This is a genomic window from Streptomyces sp. NPDC021100 (assembly GCF_044333095.1).
GTDB lineage: Bacteria > Actinomycetota > Actinomycetes > Streptomycetales > Streptomycetaceae > Streptomyces.
The window spans coordinates 1-22,408 of record NZ_JBIRQH010000031.1 but is presented as its reverse complement, the minus strand read 5'-3'; the positions used below and the strand labels follow the sequence as shown (position 1 = coordinate 22,408).

Annotated in this window: 24 protein-coding genes; 11 read left to right on the top strand and 13 right to left on the bottom strand. The window is 70.6% G+C overall.

Annotation, left to right across the window (positions count from 1 at the left end; genetic code table 11):
* The first annotated feature begins 979 nt into the window (after positions 1-979).
* Positions 980-1,876 (top strand): hypothetical protein, encoded by an 897-nt coding sequence (locus ACH4PU_RS34180; RefSeq protein ID WP_398281223.1) that lies wholly within the window; start codon positions 980-982, stop codon positions 1,874-1,876.
* Positions 1,877-2,204: 328 nt separating this feature from the next.
* Here ACH4PU_RS34180 and ACH4PU_RS34175 read toward each other — a convergent pair whose 3' ends face one another.
* The 3 genes from ACH4PU_RS34175 to ACH4PU_RS34165 all read right to left on the bottom strand — a co-directional run bounded on the left by ACH4PU_RS34175 (position 2,205) and on the right by ACH4PU_RS34165 (position 4,784).
* Positions 2,205-2,747: a hypothetical protein gene (locus tag ACH4PU_RS34175; protein WP_398281220.1), complete on the bottom strand. Its 543-nt coding sequence runs from the start codon at positions 2,745-2,747 to the stop codon at positions 2,205-2,207.
* The gene (locus ACH4PU_RS34170; protein ID WP_398281217.1) at positions 2,744-3,334 is read right to left on the bottom strand and encodes a hypothetical protein; all 591 of its coding nucleotides are present in this window, start codon (positions 3,332-3,334) and stop codon (positions 2,744-2,746) included. The genes ACH4PU_RS34175 and ACH4PU_RS34170 overlap by 4 nt, the downstream gene beginning before the upstream one ends.
* A gap of 73 nt (positions 3,335-3,407) precedes the next feature.
* Complete coding sequence (locus ACH4PU_RS34165) at positions 3,408-4,784, bottom strand: hypothetical protein (protein WP_398281214.1); 1,377 nt, start codon at positions 4,782-4,784, stop codon at positions 3,408-3,410.
* A 149-nt stretch (positions 4,785-4,933) separates the two neighbouring features.
* On the opposite strand from ACH4PU_RS34165, the gene ACH4PU_RS34160 reads away from it, so the two are divergent.
* Both ACH4PU_RS34160 and ACH4PU_RS34155 read left to right on the top strand, forming a co-directional pair.
* The gene (locus ACH4PU_RS34160) at positions 4,934-5,068 is read left to right on the top strand and encodes a lasso RiPP family leader peptide-containing protein (protein WP_398281211.1); all 135 of its coding nucleotides are present in this window, start codon (positions 4,934-4,936) and stop codon (positions 5,066-5,068) included.
* A gap of 225 nt (positions 5,069-5,293) precedes the next feature.
* Positions 5,294-6,421: a hypothetical protein gene (locus ACH4PU_RS34155; RefSeq protein ID WP_398281208.1), complete on the top strand. Its 1,128-nt coding sequence runs from the start codon at positions 5,294-5,296 to the stop codon at positions 6,419-6,421.
* Positions 6,422-6,470: 49 nt separating this feature from the next.
* On the opposite strand, the gene ACH4PU_RS34150 is transcribed toward ACH4PU_RS34155, so the two are convergent.
* On the bottom strand, positions 6,471-7,268 hold the full coding sequence (locus tag ACH4PU_RS34150) for a hypothetical protein (RefSeq protein WP_398281205.1): 798 nt from the start codon (positions 7,266-7,268) through the stop codon (positions 6,471-6,473).
* Between the two features lie 114 nt (positions 7,269-7,382).
* The gene (locus tag ACH4PU_RS34145) at positions 7,383-8,318 is read right to left on the bottom strand and encodes a hypothetical protein (protein ID WP_398281202.1); all 936 of its coding nucleotides are present in this window, start codon (positions 8,316-8,318) and stop codon (positions 7,383-7,385) included.
* A gap of 992 nt (positions 8,319-9,310) precedes the next feature.
* On the opposite strand from ACH4PU_RS34145, the gene ACH4PU_RS34140 reads away from it, so the two are divergent.
* From ACH4PU_RS34140 to ACH4PU_RS34125, 4 genes are all read left to right on the top strand, one after another.
* Positions 9,311-9,946: a LysE family translocator gene (locus tag ACH4PU_RS34140; protein WP_398281199.1), complete on the top strand. Its 636-nt coding sequence runs from the start codon at positions 9,311-9,313 to the stop codon at positions 9,944-9,946.
* A 588-nt stretch (positions 9,947-10,534) separates the two neighbouring features.
* The gene (locus tag ACH4PU_RS34135) at positions 10,535-10,792 is read left to right on the top strand and encodes a hypothetical protein (RefSeq protein WP_398281196.1); all 258 of its coding nucleotides are present in this window, start codon (positions 10,535-10,537) and stop codon (positions 10,790-10,792) included.
* Positions 10,793-11,415: 623 nt separating this feature from the next.
* The gene (locus ACH4PU_RS34130) at positions 11,416-11,613 is read left to right on the top strand and encodes a helix-turn-helix transcriptional regulator (RefSeq protein ID WP_398281193.1); all 198 of its coding nucleotides are present in this window, start codon (positions 11,416-11,418) and stop codon (positions 11,611-11,613) included.
* Positions 11,597-12,001, top strand: a complete 405-nt coding sequence (locus ACH4PU_RS34125; protein ID WP_398281190.1) for a hypothetical protein — start codon at positions 11,597-11,599, stop codon at positions 11,999-12,001. Before ACH4PU_RS34130 ends, ACH4PU_RS34125 begins: the two co-directional genes overlap by 17 nt.
* Positions 12,002-12,483: 482 nt before the next feature.
* Here ACH4PU_RS34125 and ACH4PU_RS34120 read toward each other — a convergent pair whose 3' ends face one another.
* From ACH4PU_RS34120 to ACH4PU_RS34100, 5 genes are all read right to left on the bottom strand, one after another.
* Entirely contained in the window at positions 12,484-13,155 is a 672-nt protein-coding gene (locus tag ACH4PU_RS34120; protein WP_398281187.1) for a hypothetical protein, read from the bottom strand.
* Positions 13,156-13,436: 281 nt separating this feature from the next.
* Positions 13,437-13,904 carry a hypothetical protein gene (locus ACH4PU_RS34115; RefSeq protein WP_398281184.1) on the bottom strand — a complete coding sequence of 156 codons (468 nt, stop codon included), beginning with the start codon at positions 13,902-13,904 and terminating at the stop codon, positions 13,437-13,439.
* Positions 13,905-14,005: 101 nt separating this feature from the next.
* A complete protein-coding gene (locus ACH4PU_RS34110) occupies positions 14,006-16,045 on the bottom strand; it encodes a hypothetical protein (RefSeq protein WP_398281181.1) in 2,040 nt (679 codons plus the stop codon).
* On the bottom strand, positions 16,042-17,202 hold the full coding sequence (locus tag ACH4PU_RS34105; RefSeq protein WP_398281178.1) for a hypothetical protein: 1,161 nt from the start codon (positions 17,200-17,202) through the stop codon (positions 16,042-16,044). Before ACH4PU_RS34105 ends, ACH4PU_RS34110 begins: the two co-directional genes overlap by 4 nt.
* Positions 17,199-17,408, bottom strand: coding sequence for a hypothetical protein (locus ACH4PU_RS34100; protein ID WP_398281175.1), 210 nt, complete (start codon positions 17,406-17,408; stop codon positions 17,199-17,201). The genes ACH4PU_RS34105 and ACH4PU_RS34100 overlap by 4 nt, the downstream gene beginning before the upstream one ends.
* A gap of 207 nt (positions 17,409-17,615) precedes the next feature.
* Here ACH4PU_RS34100 and ACH4PU_RS34095 point away from each other — a divergent pair, with 207 nt between their 5' ends.
* The gene (locus ACH4PU_RS34095; protein ID WP_398281172.1) at positions 17,616-18,938 is read left to right on the top strand and encodes a tetratricopeptide repeat protein; all 1,323 of its coding nucleotides are present in this window, start codon (positions 17,616-17,618) and stop codon (positions 18,936-18,938) included.
* Between the two features lie 13 nt (positions 18,939-18,951).
* Here ACH4PU_RS34095 and ACH4PU_RS34090 read toward each other — a convergent pair whose 3' ends face one another.
* From ACH4PU_RS34090 to ACH4PU_RS34080, 3 genes are read right to left on the bottom strand one after another with little or no spacing between them, the layout of a single operon-like run.
* Positions 18,952-19,368 carry an arsenate reductase ArsC gene (locus ACH4PU_RS34090; protein WP_398281169.1) on the bottom strand — a complete coding sequence of 139 codons (417 nt, stop codon included), beginning with the start codon at positions 19,366-19,368 and terminating at the stop codon, positions 18,952-18,954.
* Positions 19,361-20,461 carry an ACR3 family arsenite efflux transporter gene (gene arsB, locus ACH4PU_RS34085; RefSeq protein ID WP_398281166.1) on the bottom strand — a complete coding sequence of 367 codons (1,101 nt, stop codon included), beginning with the start codon at positions 20,459-20,461 and terminating at the stop codon, positions 19,361-19,363. The genes ACH4PU_RS34090 and arsB overlap by 8 nt, the downstream gene beginning before the upstream one ends.
* On the bottom strand, positions 20,458-20,853 hold the full coding sequence (locus ACH4PU_RS34080) for an ArsR/SmtB family transcription factor (protein ID WP_398281163.1): 396 nt from the start codon (positions 20,851-20,853) through the stop codon (positions 20,458-20,460). The genes arsB and ACH4PU_RS34080 overlap by 4 nt, the downstream gene beginning before the upstream one ends.
* Before the next feature lie 80 nt (positions 20,854-20,933).
* On the opposite strand from ACH4PU_RS34080, the gene ACH4PU_RS34075 reads away from it, so the two are divergent.
* Genes ACH4PU_RS34075 through ACH4PU_RS34065 form a run of 3 tightly spaced genes read left to right on the top strand, consistent with a single transcriptional unit; the run spans position 20,934 to position 22,300 of the window.
* Positions 20,934-21,437 carry an ArsI/CadI family heavy metal resistance metalloenzyme gene (locus ACH4PU_RS34075; RefSeq protein ID WP_398281160.1) on the top strand — a complete coding sequence of 168 codons (504 nt, stop codon included), beginning with the start codon at positions 20,934-20,936 and terminating at the stop codon, positions 21,435-21,437.
* Between the two features lie 47 nt (positions 21,438-21,484).
* Entirely contained in the window at positions 21,485-21,811 is a 327-nt protein-coding gene (locus ACH4PU_RS34070; protein ID WP_398281157.1) for a hypothetical protein, read from the top strand.
* Between the two features lie 42 nt (positions 21,812-21,853).
* Entirely contained in the window at positions 21,854-22,300 is a 447-nt protein-coding gene (locus ACH4PU_RS34065; RefSeq protein WP_398281154.1) for a hypothetical protein, read from the top strand.
* Positions 22,301-22,408: the final 108 nt, after the last annotated feature.

Here is a 22,408-nt window from a genome sequence, read left to right as displayed (position 1 = left end):
TCACGTCAGGAACAACAGCCCTGGTCAGCGGCGGCCTCTTCTGCGTCGGCGTGGTCGCTCCGATCGGAGCCGGGACACCAGAGCTGCGCCGACCGCCGACAGTGCCACCCCCAGCACAGCACCCAGCCGCTTGAAGAACGGCCCGTCAGGCGGTCCACGCCCAGGCGCTCAGGGGCCAACAAGCTGACGACGGCGTCACGGGGTGGGAAACAGGGTTCGTCCGGCTGCCCGCGACCTACTTTGCGGCTGGCGTCCGAGCCAGGACGCCGGGGCCTCTACCCTGCGTGTCACCGCCGCGCCCGCGGCCCACCGCCGGCTTCTCGACCTCGCCCAGCCTCTCGACGGCGCCCCTGGAACCGCTGTGATCCCGGCCCAGCGCAAGACCCGCCGCGAGCACGCGAACCGCGTCACCGCTCTCGGGGCCCCCGCCTGACCATGATCACCGGCTTGGCGTCAACCGCTGTACCGATGTCCCCCGAGGCCGAAGCGGTCCCCAAGCACCTGACGGCCCATCAGGCGACCTGGTCGCCAGACCATTAAAAAGGCCCTCTGACCTGTGGTTTCCGCAGATCAGAGGGCGTTTTCCCGGTCGGGACGGCGGGATTTGAACCTGCGACCCCTTGACCCCCAGCAAGTGACAGGACGCCATACCCTCGACAGTCAGGACAAAACGACCCGACAGTTCGTTCACTTCGGTTCACATTGCCCGTTCGCGGGCGCAGCGTGTGGTCTCCAAGTGGTCCCCAGCCTTCGCATGGTGCGGTCGGCGACCGCCGACCGGAACACTGTCAAACTGCGACAAGACCAGCGTAGCCCCACAGAGAAGTCGCGCTCCGCAACATCCGTACAACGGCCACGGGGCCCTCTCCTCCCCCAGCTGCTGGTTTTCTCTCTCGCCCCGTTAGGGGCGGCTGCTTGCACGATCGCACGGGGCCTGTTATTGGCGGCGTGCAAGGCTTCGGTATCGCACAATGGCGGAGTGCCCCATTCATCCATCGCGGCTCTCGACGAGCTCATCGGCACCCTGTCGGTCGGCCCGTCCCGTCAGCGTCAACTCGGCATGGTGCGTCAAGAGCTGACCACCGCGCTTGAACAGGGCGCACTGCCCGACGGAACCCGGCGCAGCCTCCTGAAGCTCCTCGACGAGGCCGTGCTGGGACGTTACGTCGAGACAGCGGAGACCGGCGCGTTGCGCAGCCGCTTGGTCAACGGGGAGAAGCCACCGACCTCGCAATCGACCAACGCCGCCCGGCTGGTCTGCCTGGAGATCATCCGACAGGCGGCAGGCCTTCCTGCCCTCGTCACCCGCCCGACGGCGGCCGTCGAACTGAGGCCCGTCCCCCACGGTGAAGCGCTGCGAGCCCTACGACGACGCCTCCGCCAAGACGTACACCGAACCGCAGCGCCGGGCCACGCGCGCTTCATCGCCCTGCTGGCCGTCGTGCTCGACACCCAGGCACGGGCCGGCGAACTCGTGGCTCAGCGCATCGATCACCTCGCCTCGGACGGCAGCAGCATCCAGGTCACCCGCTACCCACAGCACGGCACCCACGCCGAAGCCCAGCTGGAGGCCGTTCCTCTTTCGCCTCTGGGTACGGCTGCTCTAGCGCGGTGGCTCGCCGCCCGTGCGGTACTGACCGAGACGTTGGAAGGCAGTTGCACAGCCCTATGGGTCTCACTCGCCCACAACCACACCGGAGCCTCGAGCGGCGACGACAACTCGTTCACCCACCGCCGCGCCGGCATGCCACTCCAGCAGCGCGGACTGATCCGCAGCTACAACACCGGACGCCACCGCTACGGGCTCTCGCACCTCCTGCCACCAAAACTCGAACAACTACGTCGCGCTCTGGTGCACGAACCCGCTACCTCCTGAACAGACCCGCAGGCGGATCCCTCGCGGTTGTCCCCGGCGCCCGCTCCGGGCGAGTCAGTACGCCCCGCACGCAGGCTCCCGGTCGTCGATGTTCGCGCAGGCATCAGAGGCCCTGATGGCCGTCGTCAGAGCCTGGACGGACCGGCTGGCTGACGCCTGCGGCGAGGCGTCGTACGATCTGGCGGACATCGCGTGCCGCCGCCGTACTCGCCCCCGACGAGACTCAGTGTGATCACGGACAACAGTGGGCGGCACGGATGACGAGTACACCCGCAAGCAGCCGATACCGACCACCCGCAGCCTTCGGGACTACCTCGGCAGGACCCCATCAGGGCACGGCTGTCCAGGTCCACGGGCGTGGCCCCTTCCGGCCGCGCAGGCAGTCGACGCGGTGCTGTGCCTCGGCACGCGCGTGTGCGTGCTCGTCGGCGATCTGGAGTGCGAAGCTGACCATGCGTAGTTCACGAATGCCGGCCAACACCGGGTAGCCGGACCACAAGGTCACGTCCACCCCGTAGGCGCGGCGAAAGGCGCCGTACTGTTCCCTGGCCTCCGGTATGGCGCGGTGTCGATATGCGAAGGTGGCGAGTTCACGAAGCCCCTCCGCCGCACGCCGGGAACGCATCTGGCCGACGTCCTCCAGGGCGAGTTCCGCCATGCCGACGGCCTCACGCGGATCACCGACGGCCATGTGCAGAGCGGCGAGTTTGGTTCGGGACATCGCCCGGGACCGCACGTAGGCGTCGGTGTGCAGTCGCACCGCGGTGCTGAAGCGATGCACGGCCGCCGGCTGGTGGTGGCCGACGAGGGCGAGGTCGTACAGGGCGTGTCCGGTATCACCCTGGTGCTGAGCTTCGTCGTAGTAGGTCATCCAGGGCGGATCGTGGGAACGCGGCGGGAGAATGCTTCGTCTGCTTCCCCAACGGCCCTTAGGGCGGCCTCGACATCGCCGCCGAGTTTCGCGAAGGCGCGGGCGGTGTGGAGCATGGCGAGTTCGGTGGCGGTGAGCCGCTCGGGACGCGCGAGGCCCAGTTCCGCGTGGGTGAGCCCGGTGTCCGCGTCACCGAGCCAGACGGCCTGCCGTGCCCGGAAGCTGTAGACCTTCGCACGCAGGCGCCACTCCCCCGCCTCCTCGGCGCAAGCGGCGGCGAGGGCGAACACGCGGCGCGCGTCGTCGTGGGCGTAGGCATCGAAGTCGGTGGCGCCGACGACCATGCCCAATCGCGCCGCAGCCGCGAGGAGTTGGTGGCGGATTTTCTCGGGGCAGCGGCATTCGAGCAGGGCGGAGGCCCATTTCAGCTGAGCCGTCGCGACTTGGCGGACGATGCCGCCTCCGCCGTAGGCGTTGTCCCAGCCGGAGACGACGTTCGCGGCGTCCAGGATCTGCTCGATGTTCTGAAGGCGGACGACGGAGGGGAGCTGGGCAGGCTCGGTGGGAGCGAGCAGGTGGGAGAACACGGAGAAGCCGCTATCGCGGCAACGCCTCCTGCGGTGAAAAGAGTCCGGCACCGTGCCCGCAGGCCGGCCCCTGTCAGCGGGCCTGGGTGAGGAAGAGGCGGGCGCGCTCGTCCAGCTCGGCAGCGCAACGCAGGCCGCGGGCCCGGTAGGGGCGCAGGTCGGAGCGCATGGAGCGGACGGCCTTGCGGGTGCGGGTGGATCGGACGCCGTCCATGGTCTCGATCGCGCGGTGCCAGGTGGCGCATGCCTGCTCGAAGCTGCCTTGCTGGGCCTGCTGCTCGGCCTGGGCGACGAGGTCGAGGGCGATGATGCGCGCGTAGGTGGCGCCGGGGCGGCTCGCGGCGGCCGTGGCGTACTCCTTCGCGGCGTTGGGCCGGTCGCCGACGGTCTCGAAGACCTTGGCGGTGCGGGAGTGGACGGTGGCGGCGGGCGGGCCCCAGGCCAGGGCCCAGAACGGCACGTCCGCATCCTGCCCGGCCGCGAGGGCGGCGTGGGCACGGTCAACGTCGGCGAACGCGGCCTTGTGCTGGCCGGTCTTGGCGGGCGCGTGGGCGTGGGTGATGGCGAACAGGGCCTCCGTGCGCGGGTCCACCTTCCCTTTGGCCTTAGCCCAGCCGGTTTCGGCGAGGGCGAGGCAGTGCTCGGGCCGGTGCAGCTTCATGCCCTGCTGGGACATGGTGCGCATCACGAACCCGTCCTGGCCGGGGATGCCGGAGGCGCGGGCCAGGGCCGGGGACTGGAGGTAGTACCGCTGGGCGAGCCCCTGTGCGCCGTAGTCGTATGCCTTCCACCCGGCGAGGTGGGCGCCGGCGGCGGCGACAGATAGTGCCTCGGCGCGGATGGCGTCGCTGGCGAAGCGGCCCCGGCACAGCTCGGCGACGTCGGTGACCAGGTACTGCACGAACGCGGAACGGCCGTGCTGGCCGCCGTGGCGCTCGTCCATCTCCATGAACAGCCGCACCATCTCGCGCACCGCGGCGACATCCGCGTGCCCGGCGACCCTGCCAGTGGCGGCGGCGGGGGTGCGGGCCGCAGCCTCCTGGACGGTCTGGTGGGACAGGACGGCAGCGGCCATGGAGTACGCCGAGGCGGCGAGGAATCGGCGGCGGTTCACATCGGCCCTTCCGATCGTGGTGAGAGCTTCGACGGGGTCCACGTCCAGCGTCAGCCCGATGCTGTCATCTTCACCGGCCCCGAGGGAGGGCAGGCCGAGGTCTTCGAGCGTGACGCGGCGGCCCAGGCGCCGGGAGAACACCTCGGCCAGGTACTGGGGCGTCGGCTCGGCGGGGACGGCGCCCTGGGTCCAGTGGTGGACGGCCGACTTGTTGGTCGCCAGGCGCTGGCCGCTCTCCGTGGCGACGGCCCGCACCGCCCGGGCGACGCCCTCGTAGGGAAGCCCAGACTCGTCGATCAGTGCCTTGAGCTGGTGGTTCGGTGTGCGTGAGGTCATGGGGCCCTGCCCTCGTATACCCGATATACCGCTTGGCCCGGCTCGGACTCTACTGCCGGTGCGCGTACCGGCGTTGACTTCTTGTCACAAGCCCGGCGGCATCAACTCCCCGTCGGCCGGGCGGCCGAACCGGAGAGAAGGAGAAGATCATGGAGCAGACGATGCAGACCACCGCCCCCGTCTACGAGGCACCCCTCGTGCTGGACGCGGGCGAGGTCGTCGCGGTGACGCTCGGCACCGACAACTTCGACACCTCCGACGACACCGAGTACAAGAACGCCTAACCGCGATCTGCCGGGGCCAGGCCGTCGTGAAGCGCCGCGGCGTTCCCGGCCGATACTGTCGCCGCCTCCCTGAGCCCGCCCCGGCCCCGGTTGCGCCGCGCGTACGGACTCGCATGCTGGAACAAGGGGACACAACGAGCGAGGCGCCGTCTATATCGCAGGTCGTCGCAGGTGTCGTCCGGGCTGTCGCGACGAGGTGGCGCCCCCGCGGGAAGGAGCGGCGCCATGCCGCACGAGGACACTCCCTACGCGGAGGTTCCGCCGCGGATCCTGGCCGGGCGTGATGCGCTGGCCGAGGCGATGGCCGCGGAGGCGGTCGGCGTGGACGCCCGGGCGGGCAGTCCGGCGAACATCGTCGCCGTGGGGCTGACCCGTGACCCCTTCCCGGACGGTCAATGGGCGGTGTCCGTCCACGTGGTGAACGCCGCGACCACGGCCGACCTCCGTGCCCTGTTGGCCCCCCTGGTGGGGGAGGCGACCGCACAGGAGCTTCCGCTGGTCGTGCACGTCACCGGGATGGTCCGGCAGCAGCGGGCGTCGGCGCAACGGGTCGCCCTGCCCGACCGGACGAAGAAACGGCGTCCGTACTGTGCCGGGATCTCCACCGGTCATATCCGGGTGGGCGGTTCGGGAACCCTGGGCTGTCTGGCGGTCCGGCAGACGACGGGAGAGACCGTCGTCCTGAGCAACAACCATGTCATCGCCCTGCGCACCCGGATCTCCCCCACGGATCAACCGGGCAAGGACGACCCCAAGATCGGTGATCAGATCCTCCAGCCGGGGCCCGGCGACGGAGGCGTGAAGGCCGACAACTCCGTGGCGTTTTTGGAGAGTTGGGTACCGTTGGTCGAGGCGAGCCAGCCTGAGGGCACCTGGGCACTGGTGGACGCGGCCGTTGCCCGCTGCGCCGTTCTGGCGCCCAAAAGCCGTCTCGTGCTGGACGATCAGGATTCCCTGATCCCCTTCCACGGCAGACATCGGTCAGCCACGGTAGGGCTGGAGGTGCGCAAGTACGGGCGCACCACCGGCCTGACCCGGGGCCGGGTCACCGAAATCGGTGTGAAGGTGAGACTGCACCCGCCGGACGGAAGCGCGGGGTTCGTCGCGGGAATGCGCGAGCAGATCACCGTCGCCGAGAACAAGGGCCCGAAGGAATTCATCTCTCTGGGGGGAGATTCCGGCTCGCTGTGGATCGCGGATACCGGCGACAATCTGGACGGCTGGCCGGTCGCCCTGCTGTGCGGCGGTAACGACGAGAAGGGTCCGGCAGGCAAGTGCTTCGCCAGCCGCATCGAAACGGTGAAGAGGATGCTGGACATCCAGCTCCTCACCGAGTACGACCCGCCCGCCTGAAGGACGGCCCGCGCCGCGAGCGGCCGTCCCCCGGGCGGCGGTGGACGGCTCAGCCTCCGATGTCCAGGTCGTCGACGAACTGCTTGGCGCGGGTGCCGAGCTTCTTCACGATCTGGTCGCGCACCTGCGGGTACCCGCTGGAAGCGCGGTTGAGGACCATTTCCTGAGTGCCCTTGTACAGCGACGTCTCACTGCTGGTGAACTCTGCCCACAGCAGCCGCGTCACCTCTGTATTGGTGGTGAAGTAGAACGCGCCGATCCGCAGCACCACGTCGTTCTTGTCGTCCTTGGCAACCGCGGCCTGGAAGTTGCCCTTGGTCGATTTCACGCTCTCCTGGTTGAAGATCGTCACGCGGCGGTCGTCGTCGGCCAGGGCCTTCAGCGATTGGATGGTCGCCTCCAACAGCGCCTTCTCGTTGTCGGTGAGAAGGCTCTCCAGGACCTTGATGATGACCTCGTCCATCTTGAACGTCTTGGTGCCGGACCCGAACGTCTCGAAGCTGAAGGACTGGATCGTCCAGAAAATATTGCCCAGCACCCACTTGTAGTAGTCGTACCAGTCCCTGGTGTCCGACTCCCGCTTGAACTTCACGTCGGCCGCGAGCTGGGCCAGCAGGGTCGAGTTGAGGGTGTCCTCGCGGGCCTGGCCGCTGACTCCCGACACGAACGACACGAGACTCCCGGCGTCGACGTTCGCGGACGGTTTGTCGTCGCTGACCGGCTTCCTGTCCTTCGGCGGGTATTTCGCCTGCCTGAGCGGGCGCGTGGCGATGAACTCCAGGCGCTCGTCGTCGGTCAGGACGCGCCGCTGCGCGAACCATTTGTCGTACTTGCTCTCGTCGGCCATGTCCACTGTTTCCTTCCTTGAGGGTGCCGCCCGCTGCCTGCGAGAACCCCGCGGCCGGCTCGGCCGGCGGCGGACGCGGCCGGCAGCGGACGGCGGCGTGGGTGATCCGGTCGCTCAGTCCATGAGGTAGACGCAGTAGACGTTGCCGTTGTACGCGGCCAGCGCCGGGGCGTACGCATTGCTGTCTGACGTCAGCGTCTGGGAGGTGTCCCAGTACGCCTGGTCCCACTGGGCGCCGCCGCCGGAGTCCGTCGGTACGTGCATCACGCTCCAGCCCAGCCCCCCGGTACCGGGCGAGTAGACGCAGAACAGCCTGTCCCGGTATCCGACCGCCGCCACCCGGTAGGTGTCCACGATCTTGTTGCCGGCTTTGTCCACGGCGGGGCGCCCGCCACTCCAGCCGTCACCGTCGTACGTCGTCCACGACAGCCAGTAGCCGCCCTGGCCCGTGAAGTCCGCGTACACGCACACCAAGCGGTCCTTCACCAGGGCTTGCGCGTTGTTCTTGGCGGAGCGCTGGCCGCTGCCGAGTTGCTGCTGGGCGCTCCACTTCGGCTTCAGCGCCCCCGTGTCGTAGACCCGGTAGGCCAGCGAGTTTTGGGTACCGCCGCCATCGACGTACACCGACACCAGGCTCGACCCCAGGGACGCCAGCGACGTCGCGGCCGGGCTGTCCGGCTTCGGGCCGATCAGGGTCTCGTCCGACCAGGTCAGACCCGATCCCTGGCCCTTCCCAGCGATCCAGTATTGCTGGGCCGCCCGGTTGTAGACGGCGCACAGCGAACCGCCGAAGGGCGCGAGTCCGACGGAGTCGTCCGCGGTGCCCTGGCTGGTGTTCCGCAGAGGCTGCCAGACGATTCCGTCCTCGCTGCACGTCCACTGGATACTTCCCGAGGCCTTTCCCGGGCCCATGCAGTACAGCAGCTCGTTCCCCTTGGGCGGGTAGTACGCCGCGAGAGCCGGCTGGGCGCCCATCGCGAGCTTCGCCCCGCCACTGGTCTGGAGCGGCCGCTCCGCCGACCAGTCATTGCCGTCCCATCTCCTGCACATGAGCTGGGGCACCACGCATCACCTCCACCTCCGTCTGCCTCATGGACCACCACACTGGATGCCTTGGCTTCCGGACGGCCATCACCACGCGGCAAAGCCCGTCGTCGGATCGGTGAATCACCCGGCCGCGCCACTGGATCACATGGATTGGCGGAGCGGTGGGGGCGTGGACCGGCGGCGGCGATGGGCCGTCGGCGTCAGGGGTGCGGGTGCGGGCTTGTGCGGGCTGCCCCCGAGAGCAGGGTCAGCTGTCACGCGCCGCCCGGGACGACCCACGAGACCGGCTAGACCCTCATCTGCGCATCTGCGGGTTTCCCGGTGGTGGGGCCGGGGTGTGCGCCGCGCCCCTCGCAGGGGTGGCCGCCGTGGTCGCACGAAGCGCGACGGACAGCGCAGTCGTGCCCGGAGGGCACGCCCTTCGGCCCGGCTGCGAGCCGGGCCAGGCTGAGCCGTCCCCCGCGGGGACGTCCTTGTTGCGCTTTAGGGAGGCGCGGTCGTTCGGCTGTCATTTCCCGCTCCATGGAGACCGCGGGAACACATTGAACTCACTGAACGCTTCTTTATAGATGACGTACTCCAAGTGGTCCTCGGTGAAGCCTTCCCAGATTTCTACGCGACCGGCTAGCGCCTGCGCCTTGAGCCAGGCTGTGGGAACCTGCACTTTGAAGCCGACTCCGTGAGTATCACCGTGATCGCGCGCCCATTCACTGGCTGTTTAATTGGCCCCTGAACGGCTCCGTGTGCTGGCACAGCCGTAATGGCGGCGTAGTGCCCGGCAATTCGGAACTGCAGTCCACTTCGCGACTGGCTGAGCGCCCACATCACCGGTTCCTGGCTTTCGCACTCACGGCACGGTCGTGACGTGACGGCTTCGCAGCCTCGGCCGCCGTCGGATGGTTGAGCGTGGGGGTACGGGACGTTCAGCACGCTTGACCGATCGGCCGGGAACGAGGTTCTTGAGCCGCCGGCGAACGGCACGATGTAATGCGCCCATGTCGTCGATACCTGCCTTCTGCGCCCTGTCCGTGGTCATGGTCGTCATCCCCGGTCCCGCGGTGATGCTGGTCCTCAAGAGCGCGGTGGCGCGGGGCCGCGCTCCGGCGCTCCTGACTGCCCTGGGTGTGCTGGCCGCGGACATGGTGTGGGCGGGGGCGTCGGCTGCGGGCCTGACCGCTCTGCTGGTCTCTTCGCAGATCGCGTTCGACGCGGTCCGCTACCTCGGCGCCGCCTACCTCCTCTACCTCGGCATCAAGCTCCTGATCACCCGTGTTACCGCCGACTCTCCCGAGCCCGCGCCGCCGGCCCCGGCCGGCGGCAAGCCCGTCGGCCGGGGGCGCGCCTTTCGGGAAGGGCTCATCAGCGACCTGTCCAACCCCAAGACCGTGATCGTCTTCACCAGCGTCATCCCCCAGTTCCTCGACCACGGCGCCCGCCCCGCCGACACCCTGGTCCTCGGCGCCTTGTTCGCGGTCATCGGCTTCCTGTCCCTCGTCGCCTACGCCCTGGTCTTCAGCGCCGCCGCGAAGATGCTGCGCAGCGCCCGCGTCACCCGCGCGATCCTCCGTGCGGGCGGGGCGATTCTGGCCGCCTTCGGCGTCGGACTCGCCGTCGAACGCCCCGCCGTGTGAGCCGGCTTCGCGGAACAGGCCCGCCCGCGGGCGGGCGGTCGGCCTGCGGCGGGCGGAGCCCGGTAGGCGCGCTCGTCGGTTGCGACCCTGCGGTCGCGTCAGGAGACGCTGATCCGTTGTCACCTCCGTGTGGCTGGCAGAGCCGGCACCGGCTGGACACGGTCGGTCCGTTCCCCGGCAAGGCGCTTGAGAGCTCGCGCTCGGTCGTTGCCGACCGACGGACGGCACCTTGTGACGGGCGGGTCGGCACGTCTTGCACGAACGGGCCTCACCGGCCTTGGGGAACATCGGTACAGCAGTGGCGCCCGACCCTGCAGCCGGGCGAGGCCGACTCCCTCGTCCTCACCGGCTGCGCGGGCACCGTCGCCGCAGCCGGCTCCAGGGCAGTGCCGGGCTCAAGCGCGGGAACGGGGCCGGAGGCCAGGCCACGGGCCGAGCGGGCTGCCGGCCTGCCCGCGGCCTAGTCCGCGTCGCGGTTGATGCGGGCCTGCCCCAGACGGGGCCTTGGCCACCCAGGCCGCCGACTCCGAGGGTTTTAGCGCGTCGGCAGGTCTCAAAAGCTCAGACTCCTCGTCGTCGAAGGACAGCTTGAGGTCGGCGGCGGGCCCGACCGATGCCGCCGAGAAAGCCCGCATCGAGCTGACCTGGAGAGAGCGGGCCGCCGTCGACAGTGTCCGCGCGGCCCTGGAGGCCGATCCCCGGCAGGGCCACCCCATGCCCGACAGCGACCTGCAGGTGGTCGACCTGCTGCCGGAGGAGACCGGCGGCCGCGGCATCTCGGTGGTGTACCGCTACAGCGAGGAACTCGACGCCGTGCTGATCCTGTGGCTGGTGGCAGGTCCCTGACCGATGCGGCTCGGGGAACGTCGCGGGGGCCGTCCAGCGACTGCGGCCGTTTCCACTGGAAACGCTGCCTGACCCCACCGGAGGCTTCCCAGGTCGCGGCCAACGCCCAGTCGAATCGCGCGAAAGCCGACAAAAACACTGCGGAACGACTCCCGCCCCGCCACCGGCTACGTCTGCCGGTACATCGCCGACTGGGCCACCGTAAGGACTCGCTGACGCCTGGCCGTCGACCCGCAGAAGAATGACGCGCTCCACCGCCTCGCGGCGGCATGCCCCAACGAGTTCCTCACCCTCGAACTCGCCCACGGAACCGCCGGTAGGTGCTCGGAGCCGGACGGCTGTTCACCGCCTATGGGGGGGTGAGCGCGGTCTGGAGCTCCAGGACCGCTTGCCGGTCCAGCCCGTCCCCGGCCGTGCCCACGCATAGGCGGGGTCAGTCCGCGGCGGTGGTCAGCGTACGGGCCGGGGGTGCGGGGCCGTGTGCGGTCGGCGAGCCGGTCCGCGGCTGTGCGCAGGACGGTCGGGCCGCTCTGAGCCCTCAACCGGCCGCCGGCTCCGTCGAGGACCCTCTTCCCTGTAAAGCTAGCTTGACACCTCCGACGGGTGACAAGCATGCTTGACAGGTGAGAAACAGGGTCAGAGAACTGCGGTCGGCGCGCGGGCTCTCCCAGGGGCAGCTGGGGGTCGCTCTCGGAGTCTCGCGGCAGACGGTCAACGCCATCGAGACGGAGCGGTACACGCCGTCACTGCCGCTCGCCTTCGCCCTGGGCAGGTTCTTCGGGGTCAGCATTGAGGAGATGTTCCATGCCGATGACGACTGAGCAGCTGGTTGAGAAGGCGGCGCACCGGTCGATACCACTGTTCTTCCTCGGGGCCGGCGTTGTCTGTCTGGTGGCCGCCGCCGTCGGCGGGCGCCCCGGCCTCGGGCTGGTGATGCTGGGCATCATGGCGGCCTGCGGTCTCGTCCTGGTTCTGCTCGGCCGCCGCAGTGAGACCTATCGAGGGGTCGCCGGGGAATCCGACGAGCGCTTCGCCCTGATGGGCCGGTCCGCCTGGGCGGCCACGGGCGTGGTGCTGACCCTGGCGAACCTCGGCAGCTTCATCGGCGAGCTGGCCGGCGGACGAAGCGGTTCGCCGTTCTACTGGCTGATGGCCCTCGGCGCCGCCACCTACGTCTTGCGCCTGAGCCTGCTGCACCGGCGGATGTGAGGGGCCCGGGCCCATGCCGTGACGACGGACCACAGCCGGGCAGGAGGGCTCGCTCCCGCCCGGCGAGCACGCCACCCACCAGGGCCCCTCCGTTCTCGCCGACCATCATCAGCTCAAGCGACCAGGAACTGGGAAACGATCTCCGTGCATTCGGGAAGCGATCTCTGGCGAACGCCATCGCAGCACGTCAGACCCACTCGTGAACACCCGCGTCGTGGACCGGGCACGGGAGATCGTCGCCGAGTACCAGGGCAGCGTCACGCTGCGCCAGGTCCACTACCGCCTGGTCGCGGCCGGCCTCATCCCGAACACCCCGCCGATATACCGCCGGCTGAAGCTCTCGGCTCGCGGCGGCCCGGCGCGAAGGCCGCTTCCCCGACCTGGTGGACACCCTCCGCGCGGCCGATGCTGGCGCCTTGTCGGGGGCACAGCTCGCCAGCCGCCGGGCTTGCGGGCGGGACAGTTGCGGGACGGCCGGAGCGTCAGCCGGCCTCACGGGTCAGCGCGTCGCGGACCTCAGCGATCCGCACCTCGAGGTCGCGGTAGAGGTCGGTGACCTTGCGGCCCTCCGCGTCCACGAGGCCGGCGTCCAGGTCGCGCAGCCGGTCCTCGGCGGCGTGCAACTGAGCCTCCAGGGTGAACCGGCCCGCCGCGCCGCCGGGCTGGGCGAATTCGGCGCGGGCGGCGGCGAGGGAGGCGCGGATGCGCTCGCGTATCGGAGCGATCTTCCCGGGAAGGGCCACCAGTTTGTCCCGCAGGCCGACGAAGGCGTCGTTCGTGGACGTGAGGGAGTCGAGTAGTTCCTCGGCGGCCTCGGCGAGCCCGTGGAACTGCGCGGTCGCTTCGTCGAGCGCCGAGGCGTCCTCGGTTTCGGGGCGACGCCAGAGGTCGCGCGTCTCCTCGTAGTGGATCCGCGCCTCCCGGCAGGGCTCCAGCACCTGCTGGGCCGGTGCGAGCTGGGTCTGCAAGGTGCGCACCGGTACGCCGTCACCGCGACCGAGCAGGGAGTGGATCTCCGCCAGGGTCCCCTCGAAGCGCGCGAGTTCGCGGTCGAGCCGTGCGTACGTCTGCCCCGTCAGCTCCATCGCGTCCATCAGCTCCGCGAGGGCCGCTCCCTCGAGCCGACCGTCCGCCTTGCGCCGCCGCCCCCACATAACCGTCTCCTTTTGACCCGACAGGGAATCAGGAACTCATGAATAGCGCTCTTGAGTTCGACTATTGCAAGAGCGTACGGCGTGGGGGGGATCACCTGAGGCGACGGGGTGTCGGGGTCACGCCGGTATCGGTGCTGGAGTCGCGCGGCGGGCCGAGAGGCGTGCGCGCCGGTGGCGGCGGCGAACGGCGATCGCTGTCCACCGTTCGTGCAGGGTCGCGCCGGCCGTTGGGGGTTTCCAGGCCCGTTCGTCGACCAGCGCCGCGAGCGCGCCGGCCAGGTTCATCGGATCGCGACTGTCGCGGCGGGCCGGTGCGGCGGTGCGGGTCTTGGGCTGGAGGGGGCGGCCGCCGGTGCTGCAGGCGGCTTGTCGTGCGGCGCGGAGCGCGACACGGGCGAGGTCCACGCCGAGCCCGGGCGGGTGCCGTGCTCCGGGCACAGGTCCTGGGCACTGCGCCAGGCACGCTGGCGGGAGGCGGCCTGGTCGACCGCGTCACCGGTCGTCTCCGGCACGCTGGCCGGGCGCGGCCCGGGCAGGTCCGGCAGCACGAGCGGGACACCGAAGACCTCGGTCGCCGGGCATGCGGTGTCGGGGCGGGCGGCAGCAACGGCGGCGGCCCGGGCGGCCCGGACCTCCTCCCGCCGGCGCAACGACTCCCACTCCCGTACCTTCGCCCGCGCCTGGGCCGTCACGGCCTCGTGCATCCGCCAGGCGATGGCCTCCCGACACTGCTCCGGCCATGGGCTCATGATGGCGGCGGGGCGTGACAACCGGCCGTGCTGCTGGCGGAGTTGTGGCGGAAGCAAGCGCGGGCCGGGCGCCCCTGCGGGGGCGCCCGGCTTCAGCCTGGTCAGGCGGCGATCTGCTGGAGGAAGTCGGTGTTGGCCTTCACGTCGTGCCCGAGCACCATCGCATGGCGGGGAAGCTCGCCGAGGAGTTCGAGCAGGGGCTGGGTGCCGGGCAGGTCGGCCGGGAGGAGGCCGAAGACGTCGGGGTAGCGGTCTTCGGTCCCGACGGTGAAGAAGTCACTAGCCGCCACGGTGCGGTCTTCGTCCAGGAGCGCGGGCTCGGCCCCGGGGGTGATCTGGGGGAAGAGGATGCGGGCGGCGTGGCCTTCGGTGGCCAGGGTCAGGCCGAGCCAGGAGTGGAGCTGGTCGGGGAAGAACTGCGGTTTGAGCTCCTTGCCGGACTCCTTCCACAAGGGTGTGCGGCTGCCGGCGTGAAGGGCGTCGGTGACCTTCTGATGCTGGGTGGGGTGGAGCTGTTCGCCGCGCTGGACGCGGTCGCGGACCTGGTCGTACCAGCCGAGGGCGTCCAGCAGGCCGAGGCCGATGGCGGCGGCCGAGGGCCAGGGCAGGACCCGCAGCCGGTCGTTCTCGCGGCGGATGAAGACGCGGTCGTTGGCCAGCAGCTGCCAGTCGGCCCGGGCCAGGAGAAGGGCGGTGGTGGTCTTCCCGGCGCCCTTGTCGCCCAGGGTCAGCACGGTTTGGCCGTCGCGGACGACGGCGGAGGCGTGCAGGATGGACCAGCCGTCGGCCACCAGCTGGCCGCGGACCACCTCGCGGGCGAGGCGGGCGGCGGCCAGGGCGACGGGGACGTCCTCGCCGCCGTAGATGCGCAAGGGGCCGCCGGGCTCGGCCCGGTAGGCGAGCTTGTTGTCGGGCTGAGAGGCGAGCACGGTGCCGTCGTCCTCCCGGTCGAAGAGCATGCTCGTGTTCGCGTAGACGGTCTCCTCATGCGCGTGGTCGGCCACGCGCTGAGCAATCTCGGTGACGCGGTCGGGGTTGACGTCGGCGATCACCTGCGGGCCGTCGGCGGCGGCGGTAGTGCTGGTGGCGTTCCACCAGGGGCCGAAGTAGCGGATGGCCCATTCGGTGACCACCGGCGTGTTGCTGGTGACGGTCACGGCCTGGGCGGCCGTGGCGATGCGGGTAGCGGTCCTGGTCACTGCGGTCTTCTCCTTCCATTTCCATGAGGGACGTGCGGGAACGTGCAGGCGGGCCAGCGGCTCGTAGGCGTCACGGAGCTTGACGTCCGCGGCCACCAGCTGACGGGCCTCGGCGGCATCGAGCCGGGGGAGGCACACGCTTGGCCTTCCGGCGGTGAAGCGCAACGGGATTCCCATCCACCGCCTCTCGTGGTTGACGGACAGCTCCACCACCCGGTCGTCCAGGCCCAGGCCCGCGCGGAGGGCGGCGATGACGGCGCCGGCCGGGCCGCAGCGCGCGCGGCCGAGACCGGCGTTGATCCGGGCCGGGCGGTTGGCCAGCTCGCGGCGGACCTGTCCGACCGGCACTTCGATGGGGCGGTCGTTCACGCGGGTGGCCGACGCGCAGACCACCGCCTGGTCGCCGTGCTCGCCGACCACATGCCCCTCCACTTCCTCCACCGGCACGTCGAGGAGGTGGGCGAGGGTGAGGCGGTAGCGGGCGGTGTCGGTGTTCGAGCCGACCCCGTAGACCCGGGGGCAGCCGGAGACCTCGGTAAACAGGCGGGTCATGACGTCGACGGGGTTGGTCACCATGACCACCAGCCCCTGGTAGTGGGCCAGCGCGGCCGCCAGGGCGGCGATGACGGGGGCGTTCGCGTTCAGCCCGGCCATCCGCACGTTGGTACGGCTGGTGTTGATGAACTCGGCACGCGGGCAGACCACCACCGCCTCGCAGGAGGCCAGCGTGCCCGGGCCGGCGGCGTGAACCGCCCGGACGGGGGAGCCGATGACCTGGCACATGTCCTCCAAGTCGGTCACCAGGGCCCGGGCCGACAGGCCCGTTCGGGAGACGACGCGGAGGGACTCGCACCAGCTGCCGGCCGCCAGCAGCATGGCGACGCTCTGGCCGACGGCCCCGGCGCCGATCACCCCGATCGCACCGGCCTTCGCCGCCGTCACCGGTTCGCCGCCTTCACGACGTCGGCCAGCGCGAGCCGCCACACCGCCCGCGGGTCCATCCCGGCGACCAGGCCGGCGGTCGTGCTCTCCAGCAGGCCGCACACCGTCTCCGCCCGGGCGGTGAGCTTCCCGGCGTGCTCGGGCAGGGGCAGGTCGGGCGGGCAGGTCAGGTAGGTGCTGACGATGTTGGTGGTGTCCATCAGCCACAGCACCACCAGGTGCCGCAGCCACTCGGCCCGCTCGTCCGGGGCGAGGTCGGCCGTGAGGGCATCGGCGAACTCCTCGATCCCCCTCGCTGTCGCGTCGGCCGTCACCAGGTCCGGTGAGGAGGAGATCAGGCCGAGTACGGTCCGGGAGATCAGCTTGGCCGCATCGGTCTGCGCCCGTCCCCGGCCCAGGCCCGGGTCGAGGAAGACCGGCCGCCCGTCGGCACCGTCGGGGAAGACGACGTGATCCGGCTTGAGGTCGCCGTAGACCACCGGCCGGTGCCCGGCCATCGGGGCGGGCCGCAGCCGCCTCAGCCGCAGGACCACCGTTGCCAGCACATCCCCGGCCTGTCCGGCTTTGCGCAGGTAGGTGGGGCCGCTGATGCCGTTGAACTTCCGGTCGAACGTCGAGCCGATGCCCCGCTCGGTGATGGCCGCCTCATCGACGGCCCGGGCGACGGCGGGCTGCTGGAGGCCGGCGAGCTCGACTACCGCGCGGGTCATCAGCTCGCCGGTCTGGTGCGGGGCCTTGGCCAGCAGGTCGGCCAGCGTCGGCCCCGTCACCGGCTCGGTGAACAGCACCCCGCCGTGTAGACCTGCCACCGGGCAGGCCCGGGCTCCGGCTTCCTGGAGGATGGCCAGGCCCCTAGCCTCCCGCTCCAGCAGGGCACCGGGCGAGCCCTGGTAGGCGGCCTGGGCCGCGCGGACCTGGGCCCAGTCCCCGGCCGTGCCCCGCAGCACGGAGACCAGCGACAGGCCCAGCAGGGAGACCTTCGCGTACAGCGGGTGGCCGTCCACGGTCAGGCGGCGGACGTAGGCCGTGACGCTTGGCGTGTGCTGGCCGAGCCGCGCGGTGCCGCCCGGCCACAGTCCGGCGGCGGCCTGCTTGATCTTCTCGTCCGCGTAGGTGAAGACCTCGGCGGCGGCGATGGTGCTCGAACTGGCGGTCATCGCCAGCCTCCCGTCGCCGTGGTCGCCGTGTCCGGCAGGGAGAGGGTGGCCGGGGCCTGCCCGGGGTGGTCGAGGTCGTGGTGGACGGCGGCGGCCAGGCTGCCGGCCGCGGCGAGGGTGCCCAGGGCCCAGATCCAGCCGAGCATGGGCCCCAGCCGGTCGCTGCGGGCCGTCCTGCCGCCAGTCGTACGGCACGTGTACGTCACCGTCGTCTCCTTCTCGTCCCAGGGGTGGAGGCAGCGGGCCGCCGACGTGGAGAGGAGACGGTGATCAGGCGCCGAGGGCCGGCTGCCGCTTCATCCGCCCACGCATCTCGGGCGGTGAGCTTCAGTCAACGGCCGTATGGACAGGGCGAGGAGGGGCCAGGATGTAGGGCAGCTGTAGGCCCGTGTAGGCCAGGAGGCGACGGCGTCGTGCCGACCAAAGAGGAACTCGCCCAGCTCATCCGACAGGCGTGCGAGAAACACGGCTGGGGCCCCACCAAGCTCGCCCGCGAAGTCAGCGTCGCCGCCGGGCGCCCCCCGGGCACGATCGAGCGCCAGTACGCCCGCCGGTGGCTGAAGGGCGAGCGGGCCCCGACGCACTGGCTCCCGTACGTCGTCCAGGTTCTCGACCTGGACTTAGAGCCCTCCGGACAGGCTCGAACCGCCGCGTGTGAGGCGGAGGCCACCGATACCGTGGCTTCAGTCATCCAGCTGGGGAGGCGAGACGTGCACCGCCGGAACTTCCTGGCCGCCACGAGCGGTTACGCCCTAAGCGCCCTCGCGCTGCCCGACCTCGACAGCATCACCCGCCGCACCAAAACCGCCCCGGCCGGAGCCGTCCGCGTCGGCGCCGGCGAGGTCACCGCCGTCCAACAGATGGTCAAAGCCCTCGGCGACGCCGCCGCCGAACTCGGCGGCGGACACGCCCGCCACCTCGCCGTGCGCTACCTCACCGACGACGTCGCCCCCTGGCTCAACGGCAAGTACACCGAGGCCACTGGCCGCGAGCTGTTCGCCGCCACCTCCCAGCTCGTCCACCTCGCCGGCTGGATGGCCCAGGACGAAGGCAACGACCCCGAACACCAAGGGCGAGCCCAGCAGTACTACGCGCACGCCTACCGCCTCGCCGCCGAAGCCCGCGACCCCGAACTCTCCGCCACCGCCCTGCGTGGCCTGGCCGTCCAGGCCACCGACCTCGGATTCAAGGCCGAAGCCGTCCAGCTCGCCGAAGCATGCGTCCGCTATGGCAAGGACCTCGACAACCCCCGCGCCGTCGCCTACTACCAAGCGACCCTCGCCAATGCCGCCGCCCAGGACGACGACCGCAAGCTCGCCACCCGCCACCTCACCCTCTCCGAGACCGCCATCGGCCACTCAGGCACCACCGCAGGCGAATCCTGGGCCGCCCACTACTCACCCGGCCGGTGGGCCCACGAATCCGGCATGATCCTCGCCCGCCTCGGCGACCTCGACGCCGCCGAAGAACACCTCCGCCTCGCCCTCGACATCCACGGCCTTGACCGCCGCCGCACCCGCGCGATCGTCCTGGCCGACCTCGGCGGCGTCCGGCTCCGGCAAGGCGACGTGGACGGCGCACTCGCGACCTGGAGCGAATTCGTCGAATGCGCGGACGGCATCCGCTCGGTGAAGGTCCACACCGCTGCCGGGGACATGCGGACCCGGCTCAACCGCTTCCGGGGCATGCCCGAGGCAGAGCTTCTCCGCCAGCAGGCAGCCCGGCTCCTCGTCTAAGCAACCACCGTGGTCAGGCACGAACCTCGATGCCGAGGTCGGTGAGCAGGCCGCGGACGCGCTGTTCGATCTCGTCGCGGATCGGCCGGACGGCATCGACGCCCTGCCCGGCGGGATCGTCGAGCTTCCAGTCGAGGTAGCGCTTGCCGGGGAAGACGGGGCAGGCGTCGCCGCAGCCCATGGTGATGACGACATCGGACGCCTGGACGGCCTCGCGGGTCAGCAGCTTCGGCGTCTGGGCGGAGAGGTCGATGCCGACCTCGCACATCGCCTCGACCACGGCCGGGTTGACCGTCTCGGCCGGGGCCGAGCCGGCGGAGCGGACCTCGACGCCGTCGCCACCGAGGTGGGTGAGGAAGGCGGCGCCCATCTGGGAGCGTCCGGCGTTGTGGACGCACACGAACAGCACCGACGGCTTGGACTCAGACACGGGCGGAACCTTCCGGGACGGCCGACCGGTCGTCGGCGGGTGAGGGAAAGAAGCGCCGCGCGGCGAGCGCGACGTAGACGAGGCCGATGAGGACGGGAACCTCGATCAGGGGGCCGACGACCCCGGCGAGGGCCTGGCCGCTGGTGGCGCCGAAGGTGGCGATGGCGACCGCGATGGCCAGCTCGAAGTTGTTGCCCGCGGCGGTGAACGCCAGCGTCGTCGCCCGCGGGTAGTCCAGACCGGCGGCCCGGCCGACCGCCATGGAACCGGCCCACATCACGGCGAAGTACACCAGCAGCGGCAGCGCGATTCGCGCGACGTCGAGCGGCTGGGAGGTGATGGCGTCGCCCTGGAGGGCGAACAGCACGACGATCGTGAACAGCAGCCCGTACAGGGCGAACGGGCCGATGCGCGGGATCAGCTTCGTCTCGTACCAGGTGCGGCCCTTGGCCTTCTCGCCCAGGCGGCGGGTGAGATAGCCGGCGGCGAGCGGGATGCCCAGGAAGATCAGCACGCTGCGGGCGATCTCCCACACCGACCCGTCGAGCGCGGTCTGTTCGAGGCCGAACCAGCCGGGCAGGACGGAGAGGTAGAACCAGCCGAGGCCAGCGAAGGCGATCACCTGGAACACCGAGTTCAGGGCCACGAGGACGGCTGCGGCTTCTCGGTCGCCGCAGGCGAGGTCGTTCCAGATGATGACCATGGCGATGCAGCGGGCGAGCCCGACGATGATCAACCCGGTGCGGTAGGCGGGCAGGTCCGGCAGGAACAGCCAGGCCAGGGCGAACATCACCGCAGGTCCCAGCACCCAGTTCAGCACCAGCGACGGGATGAGGAGACGGCGGTCGCGGGTGACGGTGTCGAGGCGGTCGTAGCGGACCTTGGCCAGCACCGGGTACATCATCACCAGCAGCCCGAGGGCGATCGGCAGCGAGACCCCGGTGACGGTGACCTTCGCCAGCGCGTTCCCCAGCCCGGGCACGAGGCGGCCAAGTCCGAGGCCGGCGCCCATCGCGGCGAGGATCCACACGGCCAGGTAGCGGTCGAGGAAGGACAGCCGGGCCGCCACCGGAGCCGTGGCCGGGCCGGTCACGAGGGAGCCTCGGCCGGCTCGGGCAGGGGCTGCCCGGCGGGGCGGGTGAGGATCCCGGCGAGCCGGTCGGTCATCTCCGGCAGCAGCCGGTAGTACACCCACGTCCCCCGGCGCTCGGAGGCGATCAGCCCGGCCTCGCGCAGGAGCTTGAGGTGGTGGGAGATCGTCGGCTGCGACTGGTCGAACGCCGGAGTCAGGTCGCACACGCACACCTCGCCGCCCGCGCGCGAGGCGATCATCGACAGCAGCCGCAGCCGCACCGGGTCCCCCAGAGCCTTGAAGACTCTCGCCAACTCGGTCGCCTGGTCCTCGGCGAGCGGTGCGGTCAGCAGCCCGGGACAGCAGCCGTCCGGGCCGTCCTGCCCGAACATCATGAACTCTTGATTCGACATACGTCTATGTTGACGTTCTTCGATCCAAGGCGCAATCTTGCATCGAAGTCGATCGATACAAGCTGATCGAGGAGATCGCCATGTCCCGAGTCCAGCTCGCCCTCAACGTCGCCGACCTCGACGCGTCGGTGGCCTTCTACTCCAAGCTCTTCGACGTCGAACCGGCCAAGCGCCACCCCGGCTACGCGAACTTCGCGATCACCGAACCCGCGCTCAAGCTCGTGCTCATCGAGGGCGAGCCCGGCCAGGACACCCGAATGGACCACCTCGGCGTCGAGGTCGAGAGCACCGACCACGTCACGGCCGCCACCGACCGCCTCAAGGACGCCGGCCTGGCCACCTTCGAGGAGAACGACACCTCCTGCTGCTACGCGCTCCAGGACAAGGTCTGGGTCCACGGCCCCGGCCGCGAGCCCTGGGAGGTCTACGTCGTCAAGGCCGACGCCGACACCCTCGGCAAGAGCCCCGTCCAGACCGGCGACGCCTGCTGTACGGCCACCCCGTCCGCCCCCGACGACCAGGCCCCCGCCACCCGGCCCTGGAGTCCTAGCTCAGACACCAGCCGCAAAGTGGGCCGCGGGTAGCCGGACGAGCCCCGTTTCTCCGTCCTCAGGACCGAAAAGAGCTGATCATGACCGACACGATGGTGGAGTCCGCCACGACTCACCGGCAGCAGGACGAGGCCGCTCGGGCCCTGCTCGATGCGCTGCACGACGGCATCCAGTTCAACCTGCCCGCGGTGAGCTGGACCGTGACGTACGGCGGCGTCCTGATGGCGGAGATCCGCAAGCAGGACCACTTCCGTGAGGACTTCCGTCTGTGGGCCGAGCACCTGAAGGCCGAGGTCGAGGATCTGTCCAGGAACGGACGGACGGTGTTGCGGGCCATCACCGAGACCGGTGTCCCGGGCAGGGGGCGGCGGGTGCGGATCATTGTGATCGCCAAGGTCTACGAGTAGACCGCCCTTGGTGCTGCCGCTCCCCTGTCCGTACAGCCGCTCATGGGCGACAGCGGCCCCGAGGGCCCGTGCTGCTGGTGGTGCGGCCGGCCGCTCGGCGAGGGCTCTGTACGACGACGGTACTGCGCACGGCCGCAGCTGTGCCGGGACCGGGCGTACCGCGACCGGCGCCGCGCGAGGGCGGCGGCGCCCGAGCGTCTGGCGCTCGCCACTGTCGGCCACCGCGTCGATGAGCAGGTGCAGGCCATCCGCGAGGTGTTGCTGGCCGCTGTGCTGCAGGAGGACCGGTGGCCCGGCGTCTTCGCCCTGGCGGCCGCCGTCCTGGAAGACCTCACGCGGGACCTGGTGCGCGTGTGCGTCATCGAGGAGCGGGCCGCCGGGGCGACCTGGGAGCAGATCGCCGAACCGTTCGGGATCAGCGCTGATGCGGCCCGTAAGCGCTGGGGCCGCTGGAGGCTCACTCGCCGGGAGGAACTCTCCGAGGCGTAGAGCTGAGCCTGCGCCGGTCAGAACTGGGGGCAGAGGTAGTAGTCCGGGGCCTTTGCGGCGCAACGGTGCACAGGTTCTACAGCTTCCTACCCTCCCATGCCGTCTGAG

Coding starts and splice junctions, on each gene's coding strand:
- ACH4PU_RS34175 (WP_398281220.1), bottom strand. CDS start 2,747: ATGACCTACTACGACGAAGCTCAGCACCAGGGTGATACCGGACACGCC.
- ACH4PU_RS34165 (WP_398281214.1), bottom strand. CDS start 4,784: ATGACCTCACGCACACCGAACCACCAGCTCAAGGCACTGATCGACGAG.
- ACH4PU_RS34160 (WP_398281211.1), top strand. CDS start 4,934: ATGGAGCAGACGATGCAGACCACCGCCCCCGTCTACGAGGCACCCCTC.
- ACH4PU_RS34155 (WP_398281208.1), top strand. CDS start 5,294: ATGCCGCACGAGGACACTCCCTACGCGGAGGTTCCGCCGCGGATCCTG.
- ACH4PU_RS34150 (WP_398281205.1), bottom strand. CDS start 7,268: ATGGCCGACGAGAGCAAGTACGACAAATGGTTCGCGCAGCGGCGCGTC.
- ACH4PU_RS34145 (WP_398281202.1), bottom strand. CDS start 8,318: ATGTGCAGGAGATGGGACGGCAATGACTGGTCGGCGGAGCGGCCGCTC.
- ACH4PU_RS34140 (WP_398281199.1), top strand. CDS start 9,311: ATGTCGTCGATACCTGCCTTCTGCGCCCTGTCCGTGGTCATGGTCGTC.
- ACH4PU_RS34125 (WP_398281190.1), top strand. CDS start 11,597: ATGCCGATGACGACTGAGCAGCTGGTTGAGAAGGCGGCGCACCGGTCG.
- ACH4PU_RS34120 (WP_398281187.1), bottom strand. CDS start 13,155: ATGTGGGGGCGGCGGCGCAAGGCGGACGGTCGGCTCGAGGGAGCGGCC.
- ACH4PU_RS34115 (WP_398281184.1), bottom strand. CDS start 13,904: ATGAGCCCATGGCCGGAGCAGTGTCGGGAGGCCATCGCCTGGCGGATG.
- ACH4PU_RS34105 (WP_398281178.1), bottom strand. CDS start 17,202: ATGACCGCCAGTTCGAGCACCATCGCCGCCGCCGAGGTCTTCACCTAC.
- ACH4PU_RS34080 (WP_398281163.1), bottom strand. CDS start 20,853: ATGTCGAATCAAGAGTTCATGATGTTCGGGCAGGACGGCCCGGACGGC.
- ACH4PU_RS34075 (WP_398281160.1), top strand. CDS start 20,934: ATGTCCCGAGTCCAGCTCGCCCTCAACGTCGCCGACCTCGACGCGTCG.
- ACH4PU_RS34070 (WP_398281157.1), top strand. CDS start 21,485: ATGACCGACACGATGGTGGAGTCCGCCACGACTCACCGGCAGCAGGAC.
- ACH4PU_RS34065 (WP_398281154.1), top strand. CDS start 21,854: ATGGGCGACAGCGGCCCCGAGGGCCCGTGCTGCTGGTGGTGCGGCCGG.